This window comes from Mycolicibacterium komossense (assembly GCF_025822605.1).
GTDB lineage: Bacteria > Actinomycetota > Actinomycetes > Mycobacteriales > Mycobacteriaceae > Mycobacterium > Mycobacterium komossense.
The window spans coordinates 1-16,267 of sequence record NZ_JACKTY010000037.1 but is presented as its reverse complement, the minus strand read 5'-3'; the positions used below and the strand labels follow the sequence as shown (position 1 = coordinate 16,267).

At 65.3% G+C, this 16,267-nt stretch carries 18 protein-coding genes and 1 pseudogene; 8 read left to right on the top strand and 11 right to left on the bottom strand.

Annotated features, from left to right (window positions below; translation table 11 throughout):
* Positions 1 to 2 precede the first annotated feature (2 nt).
* The 3 genes from H7J73_RS22990 to thyX all read right to left on the bottom strand — a co-directional run bounded on the left by H7J73_RS22990 (position 3) and on the right by thyX (position 3,421).
* The gene (locus H7J73_RS22990) at positions 3 to 1,682 is read right to left on the bottom strand and encodes a ribonuclease J (protein WP_264070026.1); all 1,680 of its coding nucleotides are present in this window, start codon (positions 1,680 to 1,682) and stop codon (positions 3 to 5) included.
* Positions 1,679 to 2,527: a 4-hydroxy-tetrahydrodipicolinate synthase gene (dapA, locus tag H7J73_RS22985; RefSeq protein WP_264070133.1), complete on the bottom strand. Its 849-nt coding sequence runs from the start codon at positions 2,525 to 2,527 to the stop codon at positions 1,679 to 1,681. The genes H7J73_RS22990 and dapA overlap by 4 nt, the downstream gene beginning before the upstream one ends.
* A gap of 141 nt (positions 2,528 to 2,668) precedes the next feature.
* Positions 2,669 to 3,421 (bottom strand): FAD-dependent thymidylate synthase, encoded by a 753-nt coding sequence (gene thyX / locus H7J73_RS22980; protein WP_264070025.1) that lies wholly within the window; start codon positions 3,419 to 3,421, stop codon positions 2,669 to 2,671.
* Between the two features lie 144 nt (positions 3,422 to 3,565).
* Between thyX and H7J73_RS22975 the strand changes: the two genes are divergently transcribed.
* Positions 3,566 to 3,850, top strand: a complete 285-nt coding sequence (locus H7J73_RS22975; RefSeq protein WP_264070024.1) for a hypothetical protein — start codon at positions 3,566 to 3,568, stop codon at positions 3,848 to 3,850.
* Between the two features lie 250 nt (positions 3,851 to 4,100).
* Positions 4,101 to 4,232: pseudogene (locus tag H7J73_RS33885) on the top strand (hypothetical protein); the annotation flags it as partial.
* A 46-nt stretch (positions 4,233 to 4,278) separates the two neighbouring features.
* Here H7J73_RS33885 and H7J73_RS22970 read toward each other — a convergent pair.
* On the bottom strand, positions 4,279 to 5,070 hold the full coding sequence (locus H7J73_RS22970; protein WP_264070023.1) for a FadR/GntR family transcriptional regulator: 792 nt from the start codon (positions 5,068 to 5,070) through the stop codon (positions 4,279 to 4,281).
* Positions 5,071 to 5,154: 84 nt separating this feature from the next.
* Here H7J73_RS22970 and H7J73_RS22965 point away from each other — a divergent pair, with 84 nt between their 5' ends.
* Both H7J73_RS22965 and H7J73_RS22960 read left to right on the top strand, forming a co-directional pair.
* Entirely contained in the window at positions 5,155 to 6,051 is an 897-nt protein-coding gene (locus H7J73_RS22965; protein ID WP_264070022.1) for a proline iminopeptidase-family hydrolase, read from the top strand.
* Between the two features lie 23 nt (positions 6,052 to 6,074).
* Positions 6,075 to 7,472, top strand: coding sequence for an APC family permease (locus tag H7J73_RS22960; RefSeq protein WP_264070021.1), 1,398 nt, complete (start codon positions 6,075 to 6,077; stop codon positions 7,470 to 7,472).
* A 6-nt stretch (positions 7,473 to 7,478) separates the two neighbouring features.
* On the opposite strand, the gene H7J73_RS22955 is transcribed toward H7J73_RS22960, so the two are convergent.
* From H7J73_RS22955 to H7J73_RS22945, 3 genes are read right to left on the bottom strand one after another with little or no spacing between them, the layout of a single operon-like run.
* Complete coding sequence (locus H7J73_RS22955; protein ID WP_264070020.1) at positions 7,479 to 8,699, bottom strand: winged helix-turn-helix domain-containing protein; 1,221 nt, start codon at positions 8,697 to 8,699, stop codon at positions 7,479 to 7,481.
* On the bottom strand, positions 8,696 to 9,175 hold the full coding sequence (locus H7J73_RS22950; protein ID WP_264070019.1) for a dihydrofolate reductase: 480 nt from the start codon (positions 9,173 to 9,175) through the stop codon (positions 8,696 to 8,698). The genes H7J73_RS22955 and H7J73_RS22950 overlap by 4 nt, the downstream gene beginning before the upstream one ends.
* On the bottom strand, positions 9,172 to 9,972 hold the full coding sequence (locus H7J73_RS22945) for a thymidylate synthase (protein WP_264070018.1): 801 nt from the start codon (positions 9,970 to 9,972) through the stop codon (positions 9,172 to 9,174). The genes H7J73_RS22950 and H7J73_RS22945 overlap by 4 nt, the downstream gene beginning before the upstream one ends.
* 42 nt (positions 9,973 to 10,014) lie before the next feature.
* Here H7J73_RS22945 and H7J73_RS22940 point away from each other — a divergent pair, with 42 nt between their 5' ends.
* Both H7J73_RS22940 and H7J73_RS22935 read left to right on the top strand, forming a co-directional pair.
* A complete protein-coding gene (locus H7J73_RS22940) occupies positions 10,015 to 10,755 on the top strand; it encodes an alpha/beta fold hydrolase (RefSeq protein ID WP_264070017.1) in 741 nt (246 codons plus the stop codon).
* A gap of 12 nt (positions 10,756 to 10,767) precedes the next feature.
* Positions 10,768 to 11,685: an HpcH/HpaI aldolase/citrate lyase family protein gene (locus H7J73_RS22935; protein WP_264070016.1), complete on the top strand. Its 918-nt coding sequence runs from the start codon at positions 10,768 to 10,770 to the stop codon at positions 11,683 to 11,685.
* Here H7J73_RS22935 and H7J73_RS22930 read toward each other — a convergent pair.
* Complete coding sequence (locus tag H7J73_RS22930; RefSeq protein WP_264070015.1) at positions 11,679 to 12,134, bottom strand: hypothetical protein; 456 nt, start codon at positions 12,132 to 12,134, stop codon at positions 11,679 to 11,681. The genes H7J73_RS22935 and H7J73_RS22930 overlap by 7 nt on opposite strands.
* Positions 12,135 to 12,364: 230 nt before the next feature.
* Here H7J73_RS22930 and H7J73_RS22925 point away from each other — a divergent pair, with 230 nt between their 5' ends.
* Positions 12,365 to 13,405: an NAD(P)/FAD-dependent oxidoreductase gene (locus H7J73_RS22925; RefSeq protein ID WP_264070013.1), complete on the top strand. Its 1,041-nt coding sequence runs from the start codon at positions 12,365 to 12,367 to the stop codon at positions 13,403 to 13,405.
* 106 nt (positions 13,406 to 13,511) lie between these two features.
* On the opposite strand, the gene H7J73_RS22920 is transcribed toward H7J73_RS22925, so the two are convergent.
* The 3 genes from H7J73_RS22920 to dapB are packed head-to-tail and all read right to left on the bottom strand — an operon-like array spanning position 13,512 to position 15,179.
* Positions 13,512 to 13,964, bottom strand: coding sequence for a flavodoxin family protein (locus H7J73_RS22920; RefSeq protein WP_264070012.1), 453 nt, complete (start codon positions 13,962 to 13,964; stop codon positions 13,512 to 13,514).
* Positions 13,961 to 14,413: a hypothetical protein gene (locus H7J73_RS22915; RefSeq protein ID WP_264070011.1), complete on the bottom strand. Its 453-nt coding sequence runs from the start codon at positions 14,411 to 14,413 to the stop codon at positions 13,961 to 13,963. The genes H7J73_RS22920 and H7J73_RS22915 overlap by 4 nt, the downstream gene beginning before the upstream one ends.
* Positions 14,414 to 14,444: 31 nt before the next feature.
* A complete protein-coding gene (gene dapB / locus H7J73_RS22910; protein WP_264070010.1) occupies positions 14,445 to 15,179 on the bottom strand; it encodes a 4-hydroxy-tetrahydrodipicolinate reductase in 735 nt (244 codons plus the stop codon).
* A gap of 278 nt (positions 15,180 to 15,457) precedes the next feature.
* On the opposite strand from dapB, the gene H7J73_RS33880 reads away from it, so the two are divergent.
* Entirely contained in the window at positions 15,458 to 16,003 is a 546-nt protein-coding gene (locus H7J73_RS33880) for a P-loop nucleotide/nucleoside kinase family protein (protein ID WP_353962007.1), read from the top strand.
* Positions 16,004 to 16,267 lie beyond the last annotated feature (264 nt).

The window sequence follows — 16,267 nt, the reverse complement described above, 5'->3', positions numbered from 1 at the left end:
CGTCAGTCGACTTCGATCACGGTCGGGACGATCATCGGCTGGCGACGATATGCCTCACCGACCCACTTGCCGACGGCCCGGCGGGCAGCCTGCGCGATCCGTGCGACATCGGTAACCCGTTCGGCCGCAAGCTTTTCCAGGTCGGCCCCGACCCGCTGGGCGGCGGGTTCCAGAGCTTTCGGATCCTCCGAGAAGCCGCGGGAATGCAACAGCGGCGGAGCAGCCAGCTTCCCGGTACCGCGATGCACCACCACGGTGACGGCAATGAAGCCCGACGACAGCACGAGGCGCTCGCCCAGGGTGGCGTCACCGACATCGCCCGTCACCAGACCGTCGACGAACATCTTGCCCACCGGCACGGCTCCGGCGATCGACACCTTACCGCCAACCAGGTCGACGCTGACCCCGTTCTCTGCCAGCGCGATGTTCTCCGCCGGCACACCGGATTGCACCGCCAACGCGGCGTTTGCACGCAGATGCCGCCAGGTCCCGTGCACAGGCATCACGTTGCGCGGGCGAACCCCGTTATAGAGAAACAGTAATTCCCCGGCATAGGCGTGGCCGGAGACGTGGATGCGAACCTGCTGATTGGTGACGACGCGGGCGCCGATCTTGGCCAGCGCGTCGATGACACCGAAGATCGCCTCTTCGTTCCCCGGAATCTGCGACGAGGACAGGATGATCAGGTCGCCGTCGGTCAGCGTGATACTGCGGTGCTCACCGCGCGACATCCGCGACAGCGCGGCCATCGGCTCCCCCTGGGTACCGGTGGTGACCAGGGTGACGCGGTCGGCGGGCAGCAGTTCAGCGGCACCGATATCGATCACGTCGTCATCGGCGACGGTGAGAAAGCCGAGTTCCTTGGCGATCCCCATGTTGCGCACCATCGAACGCCCGACGAAGGACACCTTGCGACCCAATGCGACCGACGCATCGATGATCTGTTGCACGCGAGCGACATTCGAGGCGAAGCAGGCCACGATGACGCGCCCCTCGGCCGAACGGATCAGCCGATGCAGATTAGGGCCGATCTCGCTCTCGGACGGGCCCACTCCGGGGATCTCGGCGTTGGTGGAATCGCACATGAACAGATCCACACCAGCATCACCGAGCCGCGACATCCCAGGCAGGTCGGTCGGTCGGCCATCGAGGGGCAGCTGGTCGAGCTTGACGTCGCCGGTGTGCAGGATGGTCTGACCACCCGCGTAGACGGCGATCGCCACCGCATCCGGAATCGAGTGGTTGACGGCGAAGTATTCGCAATCGAAGACGCCGTGATTGCTGCTCTGGCCTTCGGCGATTTCCACGAACTTCGGCTTGATCCGGTGCTCGCGGCATTTGGCCTCGACGAGCGCCAGCGTGAACTTGGACCCGACAACCGGGATGTCGGAACGCAGCTTGAGTAGGTGCGGGATCGCCCCGATGTGGTCCTCATGGGCGTGGGTGAGAACTAGCGCCTCGATGTCGTCGAGCCGGTCCTCGACATGACGCAGGTCCGGCAGGATCAAGTCGACACCGGGTTCGTCGTGCCCCGGGAACAGCACCCCGCAGTCGATGATCAGCAGTCGACCAAGATGCTCGAAAACGGTCATATTGCGGCCGATTTCGCTGATGCCGCCTAATGCGGTCACCCGGATCCCGCCGGGAGCCAGCGGCCCCGGCGGGACGAGCTCGATGCTCACCGGAGCACCGCGGCTGCCCGCAAATCCGCGGCCAGCGCGTCGGCCTGAGCCTCGGTCGCGGGTAGCTGGGGAAGCCGCGGATCACCGACGTCGATGCCCTGCAACCGCAACCCCGCTTTCGCCAGGGTTACCCCACCGAGGCGGGTCTGCGCCTCATTGAGGGGCGCAAGGGCGCCGTTGATCTTCCGCGCCGTCGCCAGATCACCGGAGTCGAATGCCGACAACATATCTCGCAGTGCGCCGGCGGCGAGATGCCCCCAGACGCTGATGAATCCGATCGCACCCATCGCCAGCCAGGGCAGATTCAGCGCGTCATCGCCCGAGTAGTAGACCATTCCGGTCTCGGCGATGATCCGCCCGCCGCCGTGCAGGTCGCCCTTCGCGTCTTTGATGCCGACGATGTTGGGATGCTCGGCCAGGGACCGGATGGTGTCGAACTCGATAGGCACCACTGAGCGCGGCGGGATGTCGTAGAGCACCACCGGCAGGTCGGTAGCGTCAGCGACGGTGGTGAAATGGGCGAGCAGGCCGGCCTGGGATGGCCGCGAGTAGTAGGGCGTCACCACCAGCAGGCCGTGTGCGCCTTCGGCGGCGGCGGCCTTCGCCAAGTGAACGCTGTGCGCAGTGTCGTAGGTGCCCGCACCGGCGATGACGCGGGCGCGGTCGCCGACGGCATCCAAAACGGCGGCGAGCAGTTCGCGCTTCTCATCATCGGTGGTGGTCGGCGATTCGCCGGTGGTGCCCGACACCACAAGGCCGTCGCAGCCGGAGTCGACGAGATGGTTGGCCACCTTCTTCGCCATGGCTGTATCCAGCGAGCCGTCCGGGTGGAACGGCGTGACCATGGCCGTCAAGACGGTGCCCAGGCGTGCTGGGGCGTCGAATCCGCTGGTACTCACGCGCCCAAGGTTACCGCGCGAGTCCAAGCGCTTAAGCCTCGGTCGCTGTCTCTATTGCACCCGCAAGCCCTCGCCTCGTTCCTCGGCTCAGGCTTCGGTCGCCAGTGGACTGGTCGCCACTTCACTACCGTCGGCCATCGTGTTGATCTCGAAATCGGCGAATACCGCGGGCGCCACGCCTGTCAGTTCCCGCAGGCAGGCGATCGCGAGTCGGCGGATTTCCACGTCGGCGTGTTCGCTGGCGCGCATCGCGATGAAATGCCGCCAGGCCCGATAGTTGCCGGTGACCACGATGCGTGTCTCGGTCGCGTTGGGCAGCACAGCCCGCGCTGCCTGCCGCGCCTGCTTACGGCGCAGCGTCGCATTCGGCACATCGGCCAACTTCGCTTCGAGCTTGGTCAGCAGTTCGAAGTACGCCGAGCGACTGGCGTCGGCGGCGGCCAGGAAGAGTTCCTGCAGCTCAGAGTCGTCCTCGAAGCCGGGTGGCAACACCACTTCGGCGTCGTCGGCGGGCACGTAACGCTGCGACAGCTGCGAATAGGAAAAGTGCCGGTGACGGATCAGCTCGTGCGTGCAGGACCGGGAGATTCCCGTGATGTAGAAGGACACCGACGCGTGCTCGAGCACGGAGAAATGTCCGACGTCAATGATGTGGTCGATGTAGCCGGCATTGGTGGCGGTGCGCGGATTGGGCTTGGACCAGCTCTGATAGCAGGCGCGACCGGCGAACTCGACCAGCGCCTCCCCGCCGTCGCCGTCCGTGCTCCACGGCACATCAGGCGGTGCCAGGAACTCGGTCCTGGCGATCAGTTGCACGCGCAGCGGCGCCGTCTCGGCCACTCGTGGAGCCTAACGTGACCGGCCGCATCAGCACGTCGCGGCGTTGGGCGGCACAGCTGAACTGATCAGAGTCACCATCGGTGCCAGAATCTCGCCTGCGGGGGCAGGAGACTGTTCGATTGACGATCGGGTGGGACGCTGACCGTGGGCATGTCACTGGCGGATCTGGACAAATGGGACGCCGACGCTATCCACGCGGTGTTCTCAGCAGTTACTGACCACTCCGAGTTGAACGATTTCAGCATGGCCTGGAGCGCTGAACCAGGCATCGATCTGACCGAAGGGCCCGCGGTACCGGTACGGGCGCATATGGAGTCCTACCTGCTGGCCTGGGTGACAGGCGACGACCGGTACCTGTATCCCGGTTTCGCCAAGGCAGTCGATCCCAACCAACCGTTCACCACGCCAGCAGGCCAGGACTCGCTGTGACCGGAGACAGATTCCCCGATAGCTGGGTGGTTCGGCACCTAGCGCAACCACGTCCTCCAAATCACCCCGACGAATGATGGAGTGGTGGCTATCGCGTGCACCTACAACTACAGTTCGGCAATTCGGACCGATGAGGTGAATTACCGAGCATTCGCAACGGGCCTGAGTCGCCTCGGGCCACGCATCGACTTTCTCCGTAGATCCTGACGCCCTCGCACAGTGCGCTACCAAGGTCACCGGCCACGGTGACGATCTGGAGACCAGCCACGCCAGGGCGAACACGAGGATCTCCTCTGCGGTGGCGGGCTGGACAGGTGAATCTGCAGGTGCCCTCAATGACCTTGTCACACAATGGAACTCACAATCGCCCCGGTTCGTCTCGAACATCGGCGACCATGCCCAGGGAATGCACGCAAGTGTGCGGGCCTTCAGCGCGCACGATGCTCAGCGCGCGTGTTCGCGCGCTGAATCGCCTCGACGATCACCTCGAAGTCGATCGCCCCGTGAGCACGGGACAGCGCGTCGGCGTCGTCACCACGGCCGTCGGCGATCGCGTCGACCAGAGCGGAATGGTCGCCCAGGGCGCGCAGCTCCCTGCTGCGCATCGTCGACGGATCTCCCCACAGATGAGCCGGCGCACCGATGCTGACCGTCGACTTGAGGTCGAGCAGCACCTGCTTGAGCACGTCGTTGTGGGCGGCGTCCATGATCGCGAGGTGGAACTGGCTGTCCGCCTGTTGTGCAGCCAGGCCCGTCGCCGCGGTGCGGTAATCCTCGAACCGCGCACGCAGCAGTCGCACATCAGCTTCGGTCCGGCACTCCGCCGCGGCGCGGGCCACCGACCCCTGTAACCGGCAGATCGCGTCGCACCGGTCCCGTAGTTCGCCCATCTGCGTACCCAGCGTGCGAACGACCGCCCCTGTCGAGGATGCCGACCATTGGTCTACGACGTAGGAGCCCCCGCCCCGCCCGCGGCGGGTCTCCAGGAGTCCTTGCTCGACGAGCCGGGCCAACGCCGCCCGAACCGTCATCCGACCGACCCCTAGCGACTGCGCCAGCTCTCGTTCCACGGGTAGTCGGGTGCCGGGCAGGTACTCGCCGATGGCGATTGCGGTGATCAACCGGTCGGCTATCTCGTCGACCCGCGTCGGTGAGTCGAGTTGTCGGGCGAGTAAACCCGCCGGCACCGGCAACCCGGCCGGCGAGCCGATGTGAGCCATCGCGGTCCCTCCCGTCGTCACAGTCATGTTAAATCGCGTTAAATGGTCTTGCTGCGAGACCTTTTATGGTCCCATGCTGATCGGGTGCAGCAACAAACCCGCCTCGTGCCGTTCCGTGGAAACAACACCTGGGTCCAGATCACGACCCCCGATTCTCCCCGCGCCGGCGCTCTGCCGCTCTTTGTCCTGCACGGCGGGCCCGGGATGGCACACGACTACGTCCGTAACATCGCCGCTCTGGCCAACGAGACCGGCAGGCAGGTCATCCACTACGACCAGATCGGCTGCGGTCGCAGTACCCACCTGCCCGAGGCCCCCGTCGACTTCTGGGTGCCATCGCTGTTCGTCGATGAATTCCACACTGTCCGCGAGGCTCTGGGCATCGAGCAGTACCACCTGCTGGGCCAGTCCTGGGGTGGGATGCTCGGCGCCGAAATCGCCGTGCGGCAACCCGCCGGGCTGGCATCGCTGGAAATTTGCAACTCCCCCGCCTCGATGGCGCTGTGGATGGCCGCCGCCGCCGAGCTGCGTGCTCAGCTTCCCGTGGAAAGCCGGGCCGCGCTCGACCGGCACGAGACCAACGACACCCTCGACGACCCCGAGTATGCGGCGGCCACCGAGGTGTTCTACCGCCGCCACGTGTGCCGCGTCGAGCCGATGCCGCAGGATTTCGTCGACTCCGAAAAGCAAATGCTGGCAGACCCGACGGTGTACTACACGATGAACGGTCCCACCGAGTTTCACGTCGTCGGCACGCTGCAAAGCTGGAGCGTCATCGACCGGTTGCAGCAGATCACGGCGCCCACTCTGGTGGTCGCCGGAGAGTTCGACGAAGCCACCCCGGCGACCTGGGCGCCTTTCATCGAACAGATCCCGGCCGCACACAGCCACGTGTTTCCCGGCGCCAGCCACTGCACCCACCTCGAGCAGCCCGAGGAGTTCCGCGCCGTCATCGCGGAATTCCTGGCGGCGCACGAATAGCCCACCCCGAGAGGACATCTGAGATGGCATCACCCGAGTCGACCGCTGCCGGCGGCCAACCGACACTCGAATCATTCGGCTACGAACAGGAACTCAACCGTTCCGTCTCGACACTGGACCTGCTCGTCTACGGGCTGGTGTTCATGGTGCCGATCGCGCCGTGGGCGATCTTCGGCACCGTCTACAACAGCGCGTCGGGCATGGTCCCGCTGGTGTACGTCATCGGGCTGGTGGCGATGGTGTTCACGGCGTTGGCCTATTCGCAGATGGCGAAGTCTTTTCCGCTGGCCGGGTCGGTGTTCTCCTATGTCGGTCGCGGAATCCACCCCGCCGCAGGATTTTTCGCGGGCTGGGCGATACTGCTGGATTACCTGCTGGTCCCGACGTTGCTCTATGTGTTCGCCGCCGAATCCATGATCGGACTCTTCCCGGGCACCCCGCGCTGGTTGTGGGCCATCATCTTCGTGATCGTCAACACGATCATCAACCTCCTCGGCGTCGGCACGCTGAAGATCGCCAACCGCGTCTTCCTGGCGGTCGAACTGCTTTTCGTGGTGATCTTTGTCGTCATCGCCGTCCGGGCCATCAGCGGCGCGAGCCTGCCCAATGTCGGCTGGAGCACGACGCCGATCTGGAACCCAGAACTGGTCAGTGCCCCGCTGATCGCCTCGGCCCTGTCGATTGCCGTGCTGAGTTTCCTCGGCTTCGACGGGATCTCCACTCTCGCCGAGGAATCCACCGGTAAACGCAATCCGGCGGGCCGGGCGATGATCATCGCGCTGTTCGTAGTGGCCTTTCTGTTCGTGACGCAGACCTGGCTGGCCAGTCTGCTCGCTGGCGGCCGCGAATCGTTCAGCGACGACGAAGCGGGCAATGCGTTCTTCACCCTGGTGCAGGCAGCATCGAACACCGGGTGGATGAACGCGTTCTTCGCGGTCAACGTCCTCGCTGTCGGATTCGCCAATGCGATGGCCGCCCAGGCCGCCACCAGCCGGTTGCTGTTCTCGATGAGCCGCGACCGCCAGCTGCCGGCCTTCCTGTCGAAGATCAGTCCCAGAAAGGTGCCACAGGCGGCCCTGCTGACCGTCAGCGCACTGAGCATCGTGCTGGTCTTGTTCTTCGTCGGTCAGATCGGGCTGATCTCGTCACTGGTCAACTTCGGCGCACTGTTCGGTTTCTGCCTGCTGCACGTCTCCGTGATCTGGTACTACCTGGTGAAGCAGAAGTCCAAGAACTACCTGCTGCACCTGGTGGTTCCGACCCTCGGCTTCGTGATCATCGGCTACGTACTGTTCAACGCCGACCCCGCGGCCAAAATCGGCGGGCTGGTGTGGCTGGTCCTCGGCGCGATTGTGTTCGGCGTCAATGTGTTTCGTGGCCGGGGCGTACCGGAACTGAGCGAGGAGAAGAGCCAGGCGTGAGCAGTGCTACCGCAGCGCCCGCGCCAACTCCTTGACCAGGTCGCCACGGTCACCCACGGTGACCTCGGCCAGGTCCAGCCAGGACGCCATGCTGCGTAGTTCGGTGGCCATCGCCTCCGCCACGCGACGTCGGTCCACCCCCTCCTCGGTGAACGCACCCACCGCGTGGAGGGCTGTTGATCCGTCTGAGCGCGCCCGCTCGGCTTTGATGTCCACCCGGCCGACCAACTTGCCGTCCAGCAGGAAGGGCCACACGTAGTAGCCGAACTGCCGCTTGGGTTCGGGCGTGTAAATCTCGATGCGGTAATGGAAACCGAAGACGCGCTCCATCCGGGCGCGGAAGAAAATCAGCGGGTCGAAGGGGCACAGCAGCGCCGTCCCGCGGTCGGACCGCGGCACCGTCTGCCCGACCCGCAGATAGCCCGGTGCAGCCCAACCGTCGACCTCGACTGCCTCGAGCTCACCGTCGGCGATCAGCTTGGCGATGGCCGGTTTGGTCTGCCCTGCCCCGAGTCGGAAGTAGTCACGGATGTCGGCCTCGGTGCCCACGCCGAGCGCGGTCGCCGCGCGCAACGTCAACTCGCGGATCGCCTCGTCGTCATCGATCTCGCGGGACAGCACCTCAGGCGGGAGCACCCGCTCGCTCAAGTCGTAGTGCCTGGCGAAGCCGACCCGAGTGGCGGTGGTCAGTACACCGGCGGCGAACAGCGCCTCGGCCACCCATTTGGTGTCGCTGCGGTCCCACCATGGACCTTTCCGCCCACGCTGTTCGGTAGCCAGGTGCGCCTCGATCTGCCCGGCGGTGCTCGGCCCCAGCTCCGTCACCGCGGCCACGACGTCGTCGAGGAGGCGCGGGTTGTTCTTGACTATTTCGGTCCCCCACCGACCGCCTTGGTATTCGCGCATCCGCCAGCGCAGCAGCGGCCAATCCTCGACCGCCATCAGCGCGGCTTCGTGGGCCCAGTACTCGACCAGCAGGCGAGGCGATTTGGGGCTGTGACTCCATGCGGCACGCTCCAGTACCGCACGGTCATAAGGCCCGAGTCGGCTGAACACGGGCGCGTAATGTGCGCGCACTGCGACGGACACCGAATCGAGCTGCAACACCTGGATCCGCGAGATCAATCGCCGCAGATGCGACCGGCCGACGACACCTTTCGGCTTGGCCTCGGCGAAACCCTGGGCCGCGACGGCTACGCGACGCGCCTGGTCCGCGGTGAGCTTCACCGACGTGTGTAGCTGTAGAACCGGTAGCGCAGCCCACCGGTGCTGTCCTGCCAGCCACCCTCCGTGCCCGCCCACGCCTCGTCGAGCACCGGCGCCAGGGCGTCGTCGTCCTCCCTACGCAGGTCGATATCGATCTCGGTGACCTCACATCGGGTGGCCAGCGGCAGTGCCATCGCGTAGATCTGCGAACCGCCGATCACCCACGCGTCGTCGAGCGGAGCGTCGTGCAGCGAATGGACCACTTCTGCGCCGTCAGCCATGTAATCAGCTTGCCGGGTCACTACGACATTTCTGCGGCCCGGCAGTGGCCGGAACTTCGCCGGCAGCGACTCCCAGGTCAGCCGGCCCATGATCACGGTGTGCCCCATGGTGAAGTCCTTGAACCGCGCCATGTCCTCGGGGAGGCGCCAGGGAATAGTGTTGTCGCGGCCGATCACACCAGAGGAGGACTGGGCCCAAATCAAACTGAGCGTCATACCGCGACAGGTGCTTTGATGCCGGGGTGCGGGTCGTAGTTCTTGATCTCGATGTCCTCGTAGGCGTAGTCGAAGATCGAATCGCGATGCGCGAGAACAAGTTCCGGATATGGGCGGGGATCGCGGCTGAGCTGAAGGTTCACCTGCTCGACGTGGTTGTCGTAGACATGGCAGTCACCGCCGGTCCAGACGAACTCCCCCACAGCGAGACCGGCCTGCGCAGCCATCATGTGCGTCAGCAACGCGTAGCTGGCGATGTTGAAGGGAACACCGAGGAACAGGTCGGCGCTGCGCTGATACAGCTGACAGCTCAGCCGGCCGTCGGCGACGTAGAACTGGAAGAACGCGTGACACGGCGGCAACGCCATCTGCGGAATCTCCCCGACGTTCCACGCCGAGACGATGTTGCGACGCGAATCCGGGTCTGACTTGAGCAGCTCCAAGGCAGCGCTGATCTGGTCGATGTGCTCACCCGACGGGGTCGGCCACGACCGCCACTGCACGCCGTAAACCGGACCCAGATCGCCTGTCTCACTGGCCCATTCATCCCAGATGGTGACACCGTGGTCCTGCAGCCAGCGGACGTTGGAGTCGCCGCGCAGGAACCACAGCAGCTCGTACACGACCGACTTCAGGTGCACCTTTTTGGTGGTGATCAGGGGAAAGCCGGCTGCCAGGTCGTAACGCAGCTGGTGGCCGAAGAGGCTACGGGTACCGGTCCCGGTGCGATCAGATTTCGGGGTACCGGAGTCGAGCACCAGGCGTAACAAGTCCTCGTAGGGAGTGTCGATCGGCACGCCGTCAGTTTACGTGCACCGGCGAGGAGTAGAACGGATGCCATGCCGAGCATCACCGACACCGTGACCACGCCCGACGGCACCTGTTCCGTAACGTTAGCGACCCCGGAAGGCTCGGGCCCCTGGCCGGGGGTTGTCATGTACCCCGACGCCGGCGGGCCGCGCCCAGCGTTCACCGCGATGGCCCAGAAGTTGGCCGACGACGGTTTCGCCGTCCTGGTACCGGATATCTACTACCGCAATGCACCGTGGACGCCGTTCGACCTGAACACCGCGTTCAGTGATCCGGAGGAACGCAAGCGGGTCATGTCATTCATGGGCAGCGTCACCCCCGACAAGATGACCAGCGACGCGGAGGCTTTCTTCGACTACCTGGCCGCGCGGCCCGAGGTCAGTGGCGAGAAGTTCGGGACGACGGGGTACTGCATGGGCGGGCGGACCTCGCTGGTCGTCGCAGGCCGGGTCCCGGATCGCGTCGCCGCAGCCATGTCGTTCCACGGTGGGGGCCTGGCGTCCGACGACCCCGGCAGCCCGCACCTGCTGGCGGACAAGATCCAGGCCGCCGTCTACGTGGCCGGCGCGGAAAACGACGCATCGTTCACCGCGGAGGCGGCCGAGACCCTGGACAAGGCGCTGACGGCCGCCGGCGTCGAGCACACGATCGTCTTCTATCCCGCGGCCCACGGGTTCGCGGTGACCGACCACAAAGCGGTATACGACGAGGCTGCGGCCGCGCGGCACTGGAACGCGATGAACGATTTCTTCGGGGCGCACCTCACCTGAGAACATAGGCGCATGTATGACCAGGCCAGCGCCGCCGAACCTGACCACACCGAAGCCGGGACGCGAATCGACCCGGTTCTCGCCCGTAGCTGGCTGCTGGTCAACGGTGCGCAGGAAGATCGTTTCGCCGCCGCGGTGCGTTCGCGCGCCGACATCGTCGTCCTCGACATCGAGGATGCCGTCGCACCCAAGGACAAGGTCACTGCCCGCGACAACGTGACGCGCTGGCTGGGTGCGGGCAACAGCGATTGGGTGCGGATCAACGGATTCGGCACCCCCTGGTGGGCCGATGATCTCGATGCGCTGGCCGGTTCCACCGTCGGCGGAGTGATGCTGGCGATGGCCGAATCGGTCGACCACATCACCGAGACCGCCAAACGTCTGCCTGGCGTGCCCATCGTGGCGCTCGTCGAGACAGCCCGAGGGCTCGAGCGCATCACCGAGATCGCCGCGGCCAAGGGCACCTTCCGGCTCGCCTTCGGAATCGGCGACTTCCGTCGCGATACCGGGTTCGGCGACAACCCGGCCACGCTGGCCTACGCACGGTCGCGGTTCACGATCGCAGCCAAGGCCGCGCATCTGCCGAGCGCGATCGACGGGCCGACCATCGGGTCCAGCGCGCTGAAGCTCATCGAGGCGTCGGCGGTCTCCGTCGAATTCGGGATGACCGGCAAGATCTGCCTTTCCCCGGATCAGTGCTCCGCGGTCAACGAAGGACTGTCCCCGTCGCAGGACGAAATCACTTGGGCCAGAGAATTTTTCGCCGAATACGAGCGCGACGGCGGAGAGATCCGCAACGGCTCGGACCTACCGCGTATCGCCCGCGCCAACAAGATCCTCGATCTCGCGCGTGCCTACGGCATCGAAAAGTCGGAGTTCGAAGACGATCCGGTGCACGTGGCCGCCCCGTCCGACACCTACCACTACTGACTCTTGTCCGGGCGCAGCATCGTGCGGATTGCCCGGAAGATGCCGCGACCGGCGTAGACGCCCGCGACGATCGACAGCAAGATCATCGCCACGAACATCAGTTCCCAGTTGGACCTGCTGTGGCTGACGTTCCACCAGACGATGGTGAACAGCACCGCGCAGACGAAAACGACGATATCGCGCCAGTTGCCGCGGTAGGACTGCGCAACCTCCAGCAGCGATCGATTCTTGTCGACGGAGGCGACGATATCGTCGATGCGCAGGTCGATCACCCGCTGCAGTTCGGCTCGCCGTTCAACCTGCTCCGGCGGGATGCGCTCCAACAGATCCATATCCTGCTTGATCAACCCCCGGATATCGGGGCCGCGCAGATTGCCGGCGACCAGACCCAGCAGCGCGCCTCCGGCCAGCGGCGCGGCGCCAAGGGCGAATTCAGCGACTCCGGCCATAACGTGTCCCCTCTACGTGTCCACAAGCACCGGTATGACCGTAGCGTGTCCACGGTGCCATACCAGACATCCCCGGGGTTCCGTGCGCAGTGCAGACAACGCCGAGCATCGGGAGGCGCGGGCCGGCGACGTGATCTGGTGATATCAGGATCCCTTGCGGCAGAGGCGATACCGATACCGATACCGAAACAGCAACAGGCCGGAACGGTGGTCCGGATATCGTCTCGTACATGTCCCGATTAGACGATCGAGATGACGGCTCGATCCTGGTGATCGGTGCCGGCGTCGTCGGTGCCTCGATCGCGTACCACCTGGCACGCGCCGGGCTCCGAGTCACGGTGTTGGAGCGGCACTGCGCAGCCGGTGGCGTGACCGGCAATTCTCTCGCCTGGGTCGGCCTTGCAAAGAGTTCGGCCGAGGCCTACTCCGATCCATTTCGACGGGGCGCTGCCGAAGAGTTTGGCCGTCTCCAGCGTGATCTCGCTATGCCTTTCGGTATGCGCCGCGGCGGCGCGATCACGTGGGAGAAGACGGATGCGGCGACGCGGGAGTTCTACAACGCCCATCGCTTACTGGGCCATCCGCTCGAGCTCCTGAGCGCGGAGGAGGTCCTTGCTCGTGAACCGAGACTACGGAAGATCCCGACGATCGCCGCGTATGCGTCGGACGACGCCGGAGTTGATCCGGCCGCCTTCGTTATGGCACTCCTTCGACGTGCCCAGGAGCACGGCGCCGTGGTGCATTCCGGGCACTCTGTGCTCTCGCTGCTCACCGAGGGGACGCGAGTGTCCGGTGTGGCGACTCCTTATGGACCGGTCTATGGATCGACCACAGTGCTCGCCGCAGGTGCCGCGATCCCCGAGCTCGCAGCGTCAGCCGGGCTCGTGGCCGAGATCGAATCCTCACCGTGCTGCCTGATCCGTTGCTCGACGCCGCATCCGCTGGTGAATGGGATCCTCTCCACCCCAGATCTTGAGCTCCGGCAACTGGACGACACGACGCTGATCGCGGCCGAGGACGTCCCGCTCGGATTCGGGGGCGACGCTCGAGAACTTGCCGAGCCCACCCTGAATGCGATCCGACAACAGCTCTCCGGTGGTGAGCGGGTCGAACTGATCAGCGCGGTAGTGGCCGGCCGTCCCGTCCCGCGCGGTGGGCGCCCTCTTCTGGGCAAGCCAGAGGGCGTGTCGGGGCTCTATCTGGCCGCCGCGCACCCTGCGATCATTCTGGCCGGAGCGGTTGGGGCGCGCGTGGCCCGCGACCTCGCCTGAGCCCGAGGGCCGCCGTTCGGGGAACACCTCAGCGATCAGACAACGCCTCGGGGAAACAGAACCCAGGTCGCGATGTGCAGAAAGTCATCGCAGCTGATCCCGCGACTCAACCCATCAGCTGCGCGGCCAGCGTCGCGCCGAGGTTCCAGCAGGACTCCAGGTCGGCCTTACCGGGCTTGCCTGAGACCACCACGTGATCGGCAGCTCGGACCCAGCCCAGCCCCGTGGTGATAGAGGTGACGCCACGCTCAGCGCCTTCGGCGCCCTCATTGCCGTGAATATAGAGACCGAAGGGCCGACCACGGGTGGTGTCGAGCAGCTGGTAGTAACTCTGGTCGAAGGCGTGCTTCAAGGCACCGCTCATGTAACCAAGATTGGCCGGCGTACCGAGCAGGTAACCGTCGGCCTGCAGCATCTCGACGGACGACACAGTGAGCGCCGGGCGGCGCAGCACTTCCACGCCCTCGATCTCCGGGTCGGTGGCACCGGCGAGCACCGCCTCGAACATCTCATGGGTCGCTGGGGACGGCGTGTGGTGAATGATCAGCAGAGTTCTCACCGGCCCTCCTGCAGTGCGACGGCCTTTCGCATGGTTTCGCGCGCTCGGCTGCGGTCACCGGCATAGTCGTAGGCGCGGGCGAGCCGGTACCAGCGCACCCAGTTGTCTGGATCGTTGTCGAGTTCGGTGCGCACCGTGTCGAACAGCGCATCGGCGGCTTGCCGCTCGATACGACCGGACGCCCGCCTCGGCAGTGCGCTGACATCGAGGTCCATCCCTTGCTCAGCGGCCAACCGGGCCAGGCGCTGGTGAGCGAAGCCTGCGCGCAACGTCGCCACCATCGCCCACAATCCGATGAACGGCAGGATGAGCACGGCAATACCGAGCCCGACCGCGGCACCCTTGCCCGAGGAGATCATCACCACCGCGGCACGACCCAGCAGAACGAAGTAGCCGAGCATGGCCGCACACATGAGGCCGATCAGCAGTTGGACACGAACCGCTTTCATCAGAACCGTCGCCTCTTCGCGCACGCGCTCATCAGAAGTCGAGCAGAGGCTCGATACCCACTGTCAGCCCCGGCCGCTCGGCCACCTTGCGCACCCCGAGCAGCACACCGGGCACGAACGACGTCCGGTCCAGACTGTCGTGGCGGATCGTCAAGGTCTCCCCCTCGGTACCGAACAGGATTTCCTGGTGCGCGATCAGGCCGGCCAACCGCACCGAGTGCACGCGCACCCCGTCGACATCGGCACCGCGGGCGCCTTCAATACCCGTGCTGGTGGCATCGGGGCTGGGCGGCAAGCCTTTTCGAGCCTCCGCGATCAGCCTTGCCGTGCGCGCGGCGGTGCCCGAAGGGGCGTCGGCCTTGTGCGGATGGTGCAGTTCGATGACCTCGACGGACTCGAAGAAGCGAGCCGCCTGCTTGGCGAACTGCATCGACAGCACCGCGCCGATGGCGAAGTTCGGCGCGATCAGCACTGCCACGTCCGGCTTCGCCGCCAACCACTCCCGCACTTGCGCCAGCCGCTCGTCGGTGAATCCAGTGGTGCCGACGACGGCATGAATCCCGTTGTCGATCAAGAACTTCAAGTTGTCCATCACGACGCTCGGGTGGGTGAAGTCGATCACGACCTCAGTGCCGCTGCTCGTCAGCTCGGTGAGCGCATCGCCGGCATCCACCTCCGCGGACAGGGTGAGATCGTCGGCGGCCTGCACCGCTGCGACCATCGTCTGACCGACCTTGCCTTTGGCTCCAAGAACTGCGACTCGCATGCAAGTAGCGTAGCCGCGGCGGGTACACCGACAGAGAAGGCGTCACACTGACCGTTCATGTGGCGACCCGGCCGCCTGCGGCCGCCGCATAGGCGATCCGCCTTGTGAGTTCCTGAGCGGAGTCAAGAGTCGGCAGTGGGGGTTTCTGGTCATCGTTGGCCGAGGTGGGTTGGGCTGGATCCATGGTGGGTGGCACTTCGTGGCGTGGGTGGGCTATCGGGGCGAAGCCCTGAAGTGACTGAAGAAACGCTGGCCGGATTCCAACCTAGGATGCGGGGATGGCCGCATCTGGTGTGCTCGTCATCCTTTCTGGGCTTCCTGGGGTCGGAAAGACCACAGTTGCTCGCAGGGTGAGTGGTGTCGTTGGCGGGGTGCATCTTCGGATCGACACGATCGAGTCCGCGATGGTTGATTCGGGAATTGTTGCTGCGGCGGGCGGTTGGGACAGCGCCCCAGATGCGGGCTACCGGGTCGCGTACGGGCTCGCGGCTGACCTGTTGCGAGCCGGGCATATTGTCATCGCCGATAGCGTGAACCCGCTGCAGATCACTCGGCGCGCTTGGATGGATGTAGCGACCGGCGCTAGAGCGTTACCTCTGAACGTCGAAGTCGTTTGCCGCGACGTCGAGTGTCACCGTGGCAGAGTTGAGGCGCGAACGTCGGACTTGGAAGGGCTGATCGTTCCGACGTGGAGACAGGTCCAGGACCGGGAGTATGAACCGTGGGAGGCGCCAGTCCTGCGGGTGGACACCGCTTCGGGGACCGAGAAGGCGGCCGACGAAATTGTGGCCGCAATCCGCGCACGGTTCACCTCTGACCCCTAACGCCGGTGTTCGCGGTGCCGGTGTCTTTTGGATGACGCGACCCAGGGGTAGGGGCTGCGCACGTCACTCTCCGGAGATCAGGACTCGCCGTCGGGTAGGTGCGTCAGGTTCGAAGCTGGCGGTGACTGGCCGGTGGATTGAAGCGCTTGGCTCACTCAATCTAAATGTCGGTGGTTCGACCTAGTGTTCGAGTAGGGCGTCGATCGTGGTGACCAGGCATGAGGATCCGGTGTTCGCCGCCCTCAATGCTGTCGACGCGGCCGT

Coding starts and splice junctions, on each gene's coding strand:
- H7J73_RS22930 (WP_264070015.1), bottom strand. CDS start 12,134: ATGGCCGGAGTCGCTGAATTCGCCCTTGGCGCCGCGCCGCTGGCCGGA.
- H7J73_RS22950 (WP_264070019.1), bottom strand. CDS start 9,175: ATGACGCTCAGTTTGATTTGGGCCCAGTCCTCCTCTGGTGTGATCGGC.
- dapB (WP_264070010.1), bottom strand. CDS start 15,179: ATGCGAGTCGCAGTTCTTGGAGCCAAAGGCAAGGTCGGTCAGACGATG.
- H7J73_RS22960 (WP_264070021.1), top strand. CDS start 6,075: ATGGCATCACCCGAGTCGACCGCTGCCGGCGGCCAACCGACACTCGAA.
- H7J73_RS22940 (WP_264070017.1), top strand. CDS start 10,015: ATGCCGAGCATCACCGACACCGTGACCACGCCCGACGGCACCTGTTCC.
- H7J73_RS33880 (WP_353962007.1), top strand. CDS start 15,458: ATGGCCGCATCTGGTGTGCTCGTCATCCTTTCTGGGCTTCCTGGGGTC.
- H7J73_RS22935 (WP_264070016.1), top strand. CDS start 10,768: ATGTATGACCAGGCCAGCGCCGCCGAACCTGACCACACCGAAGCCGGG.
- H7J73_RS22925 (WP_264070013.1), top strand. CDS start 12,365: ATGTCCCGATTAGACGATCGAGATGACGGCTCGATCCTGGTGATCGGT.
- H7J73_RS22915 (WP_264070011.1), bottom strand. CDS start 14,413: ATGAAAGCGGTTCGTGTCCAACTGCTGATCGGCCTCATGTGTGCGGCC.
- dapA (WP_264070133.1), bottom strand. CDS start 2,527: ATGGTCACGCCGTTCCACCCGGACGGCTCGCTGGATACAGCCATGGCG.
- H7J73_RS22970 (WP_264070023.1), bottom strand. CDS start 5,070: ATGGCTCACATCGGCTCGCCGGCCGGGTTGCCGGTGCCGGCGGGTTTA.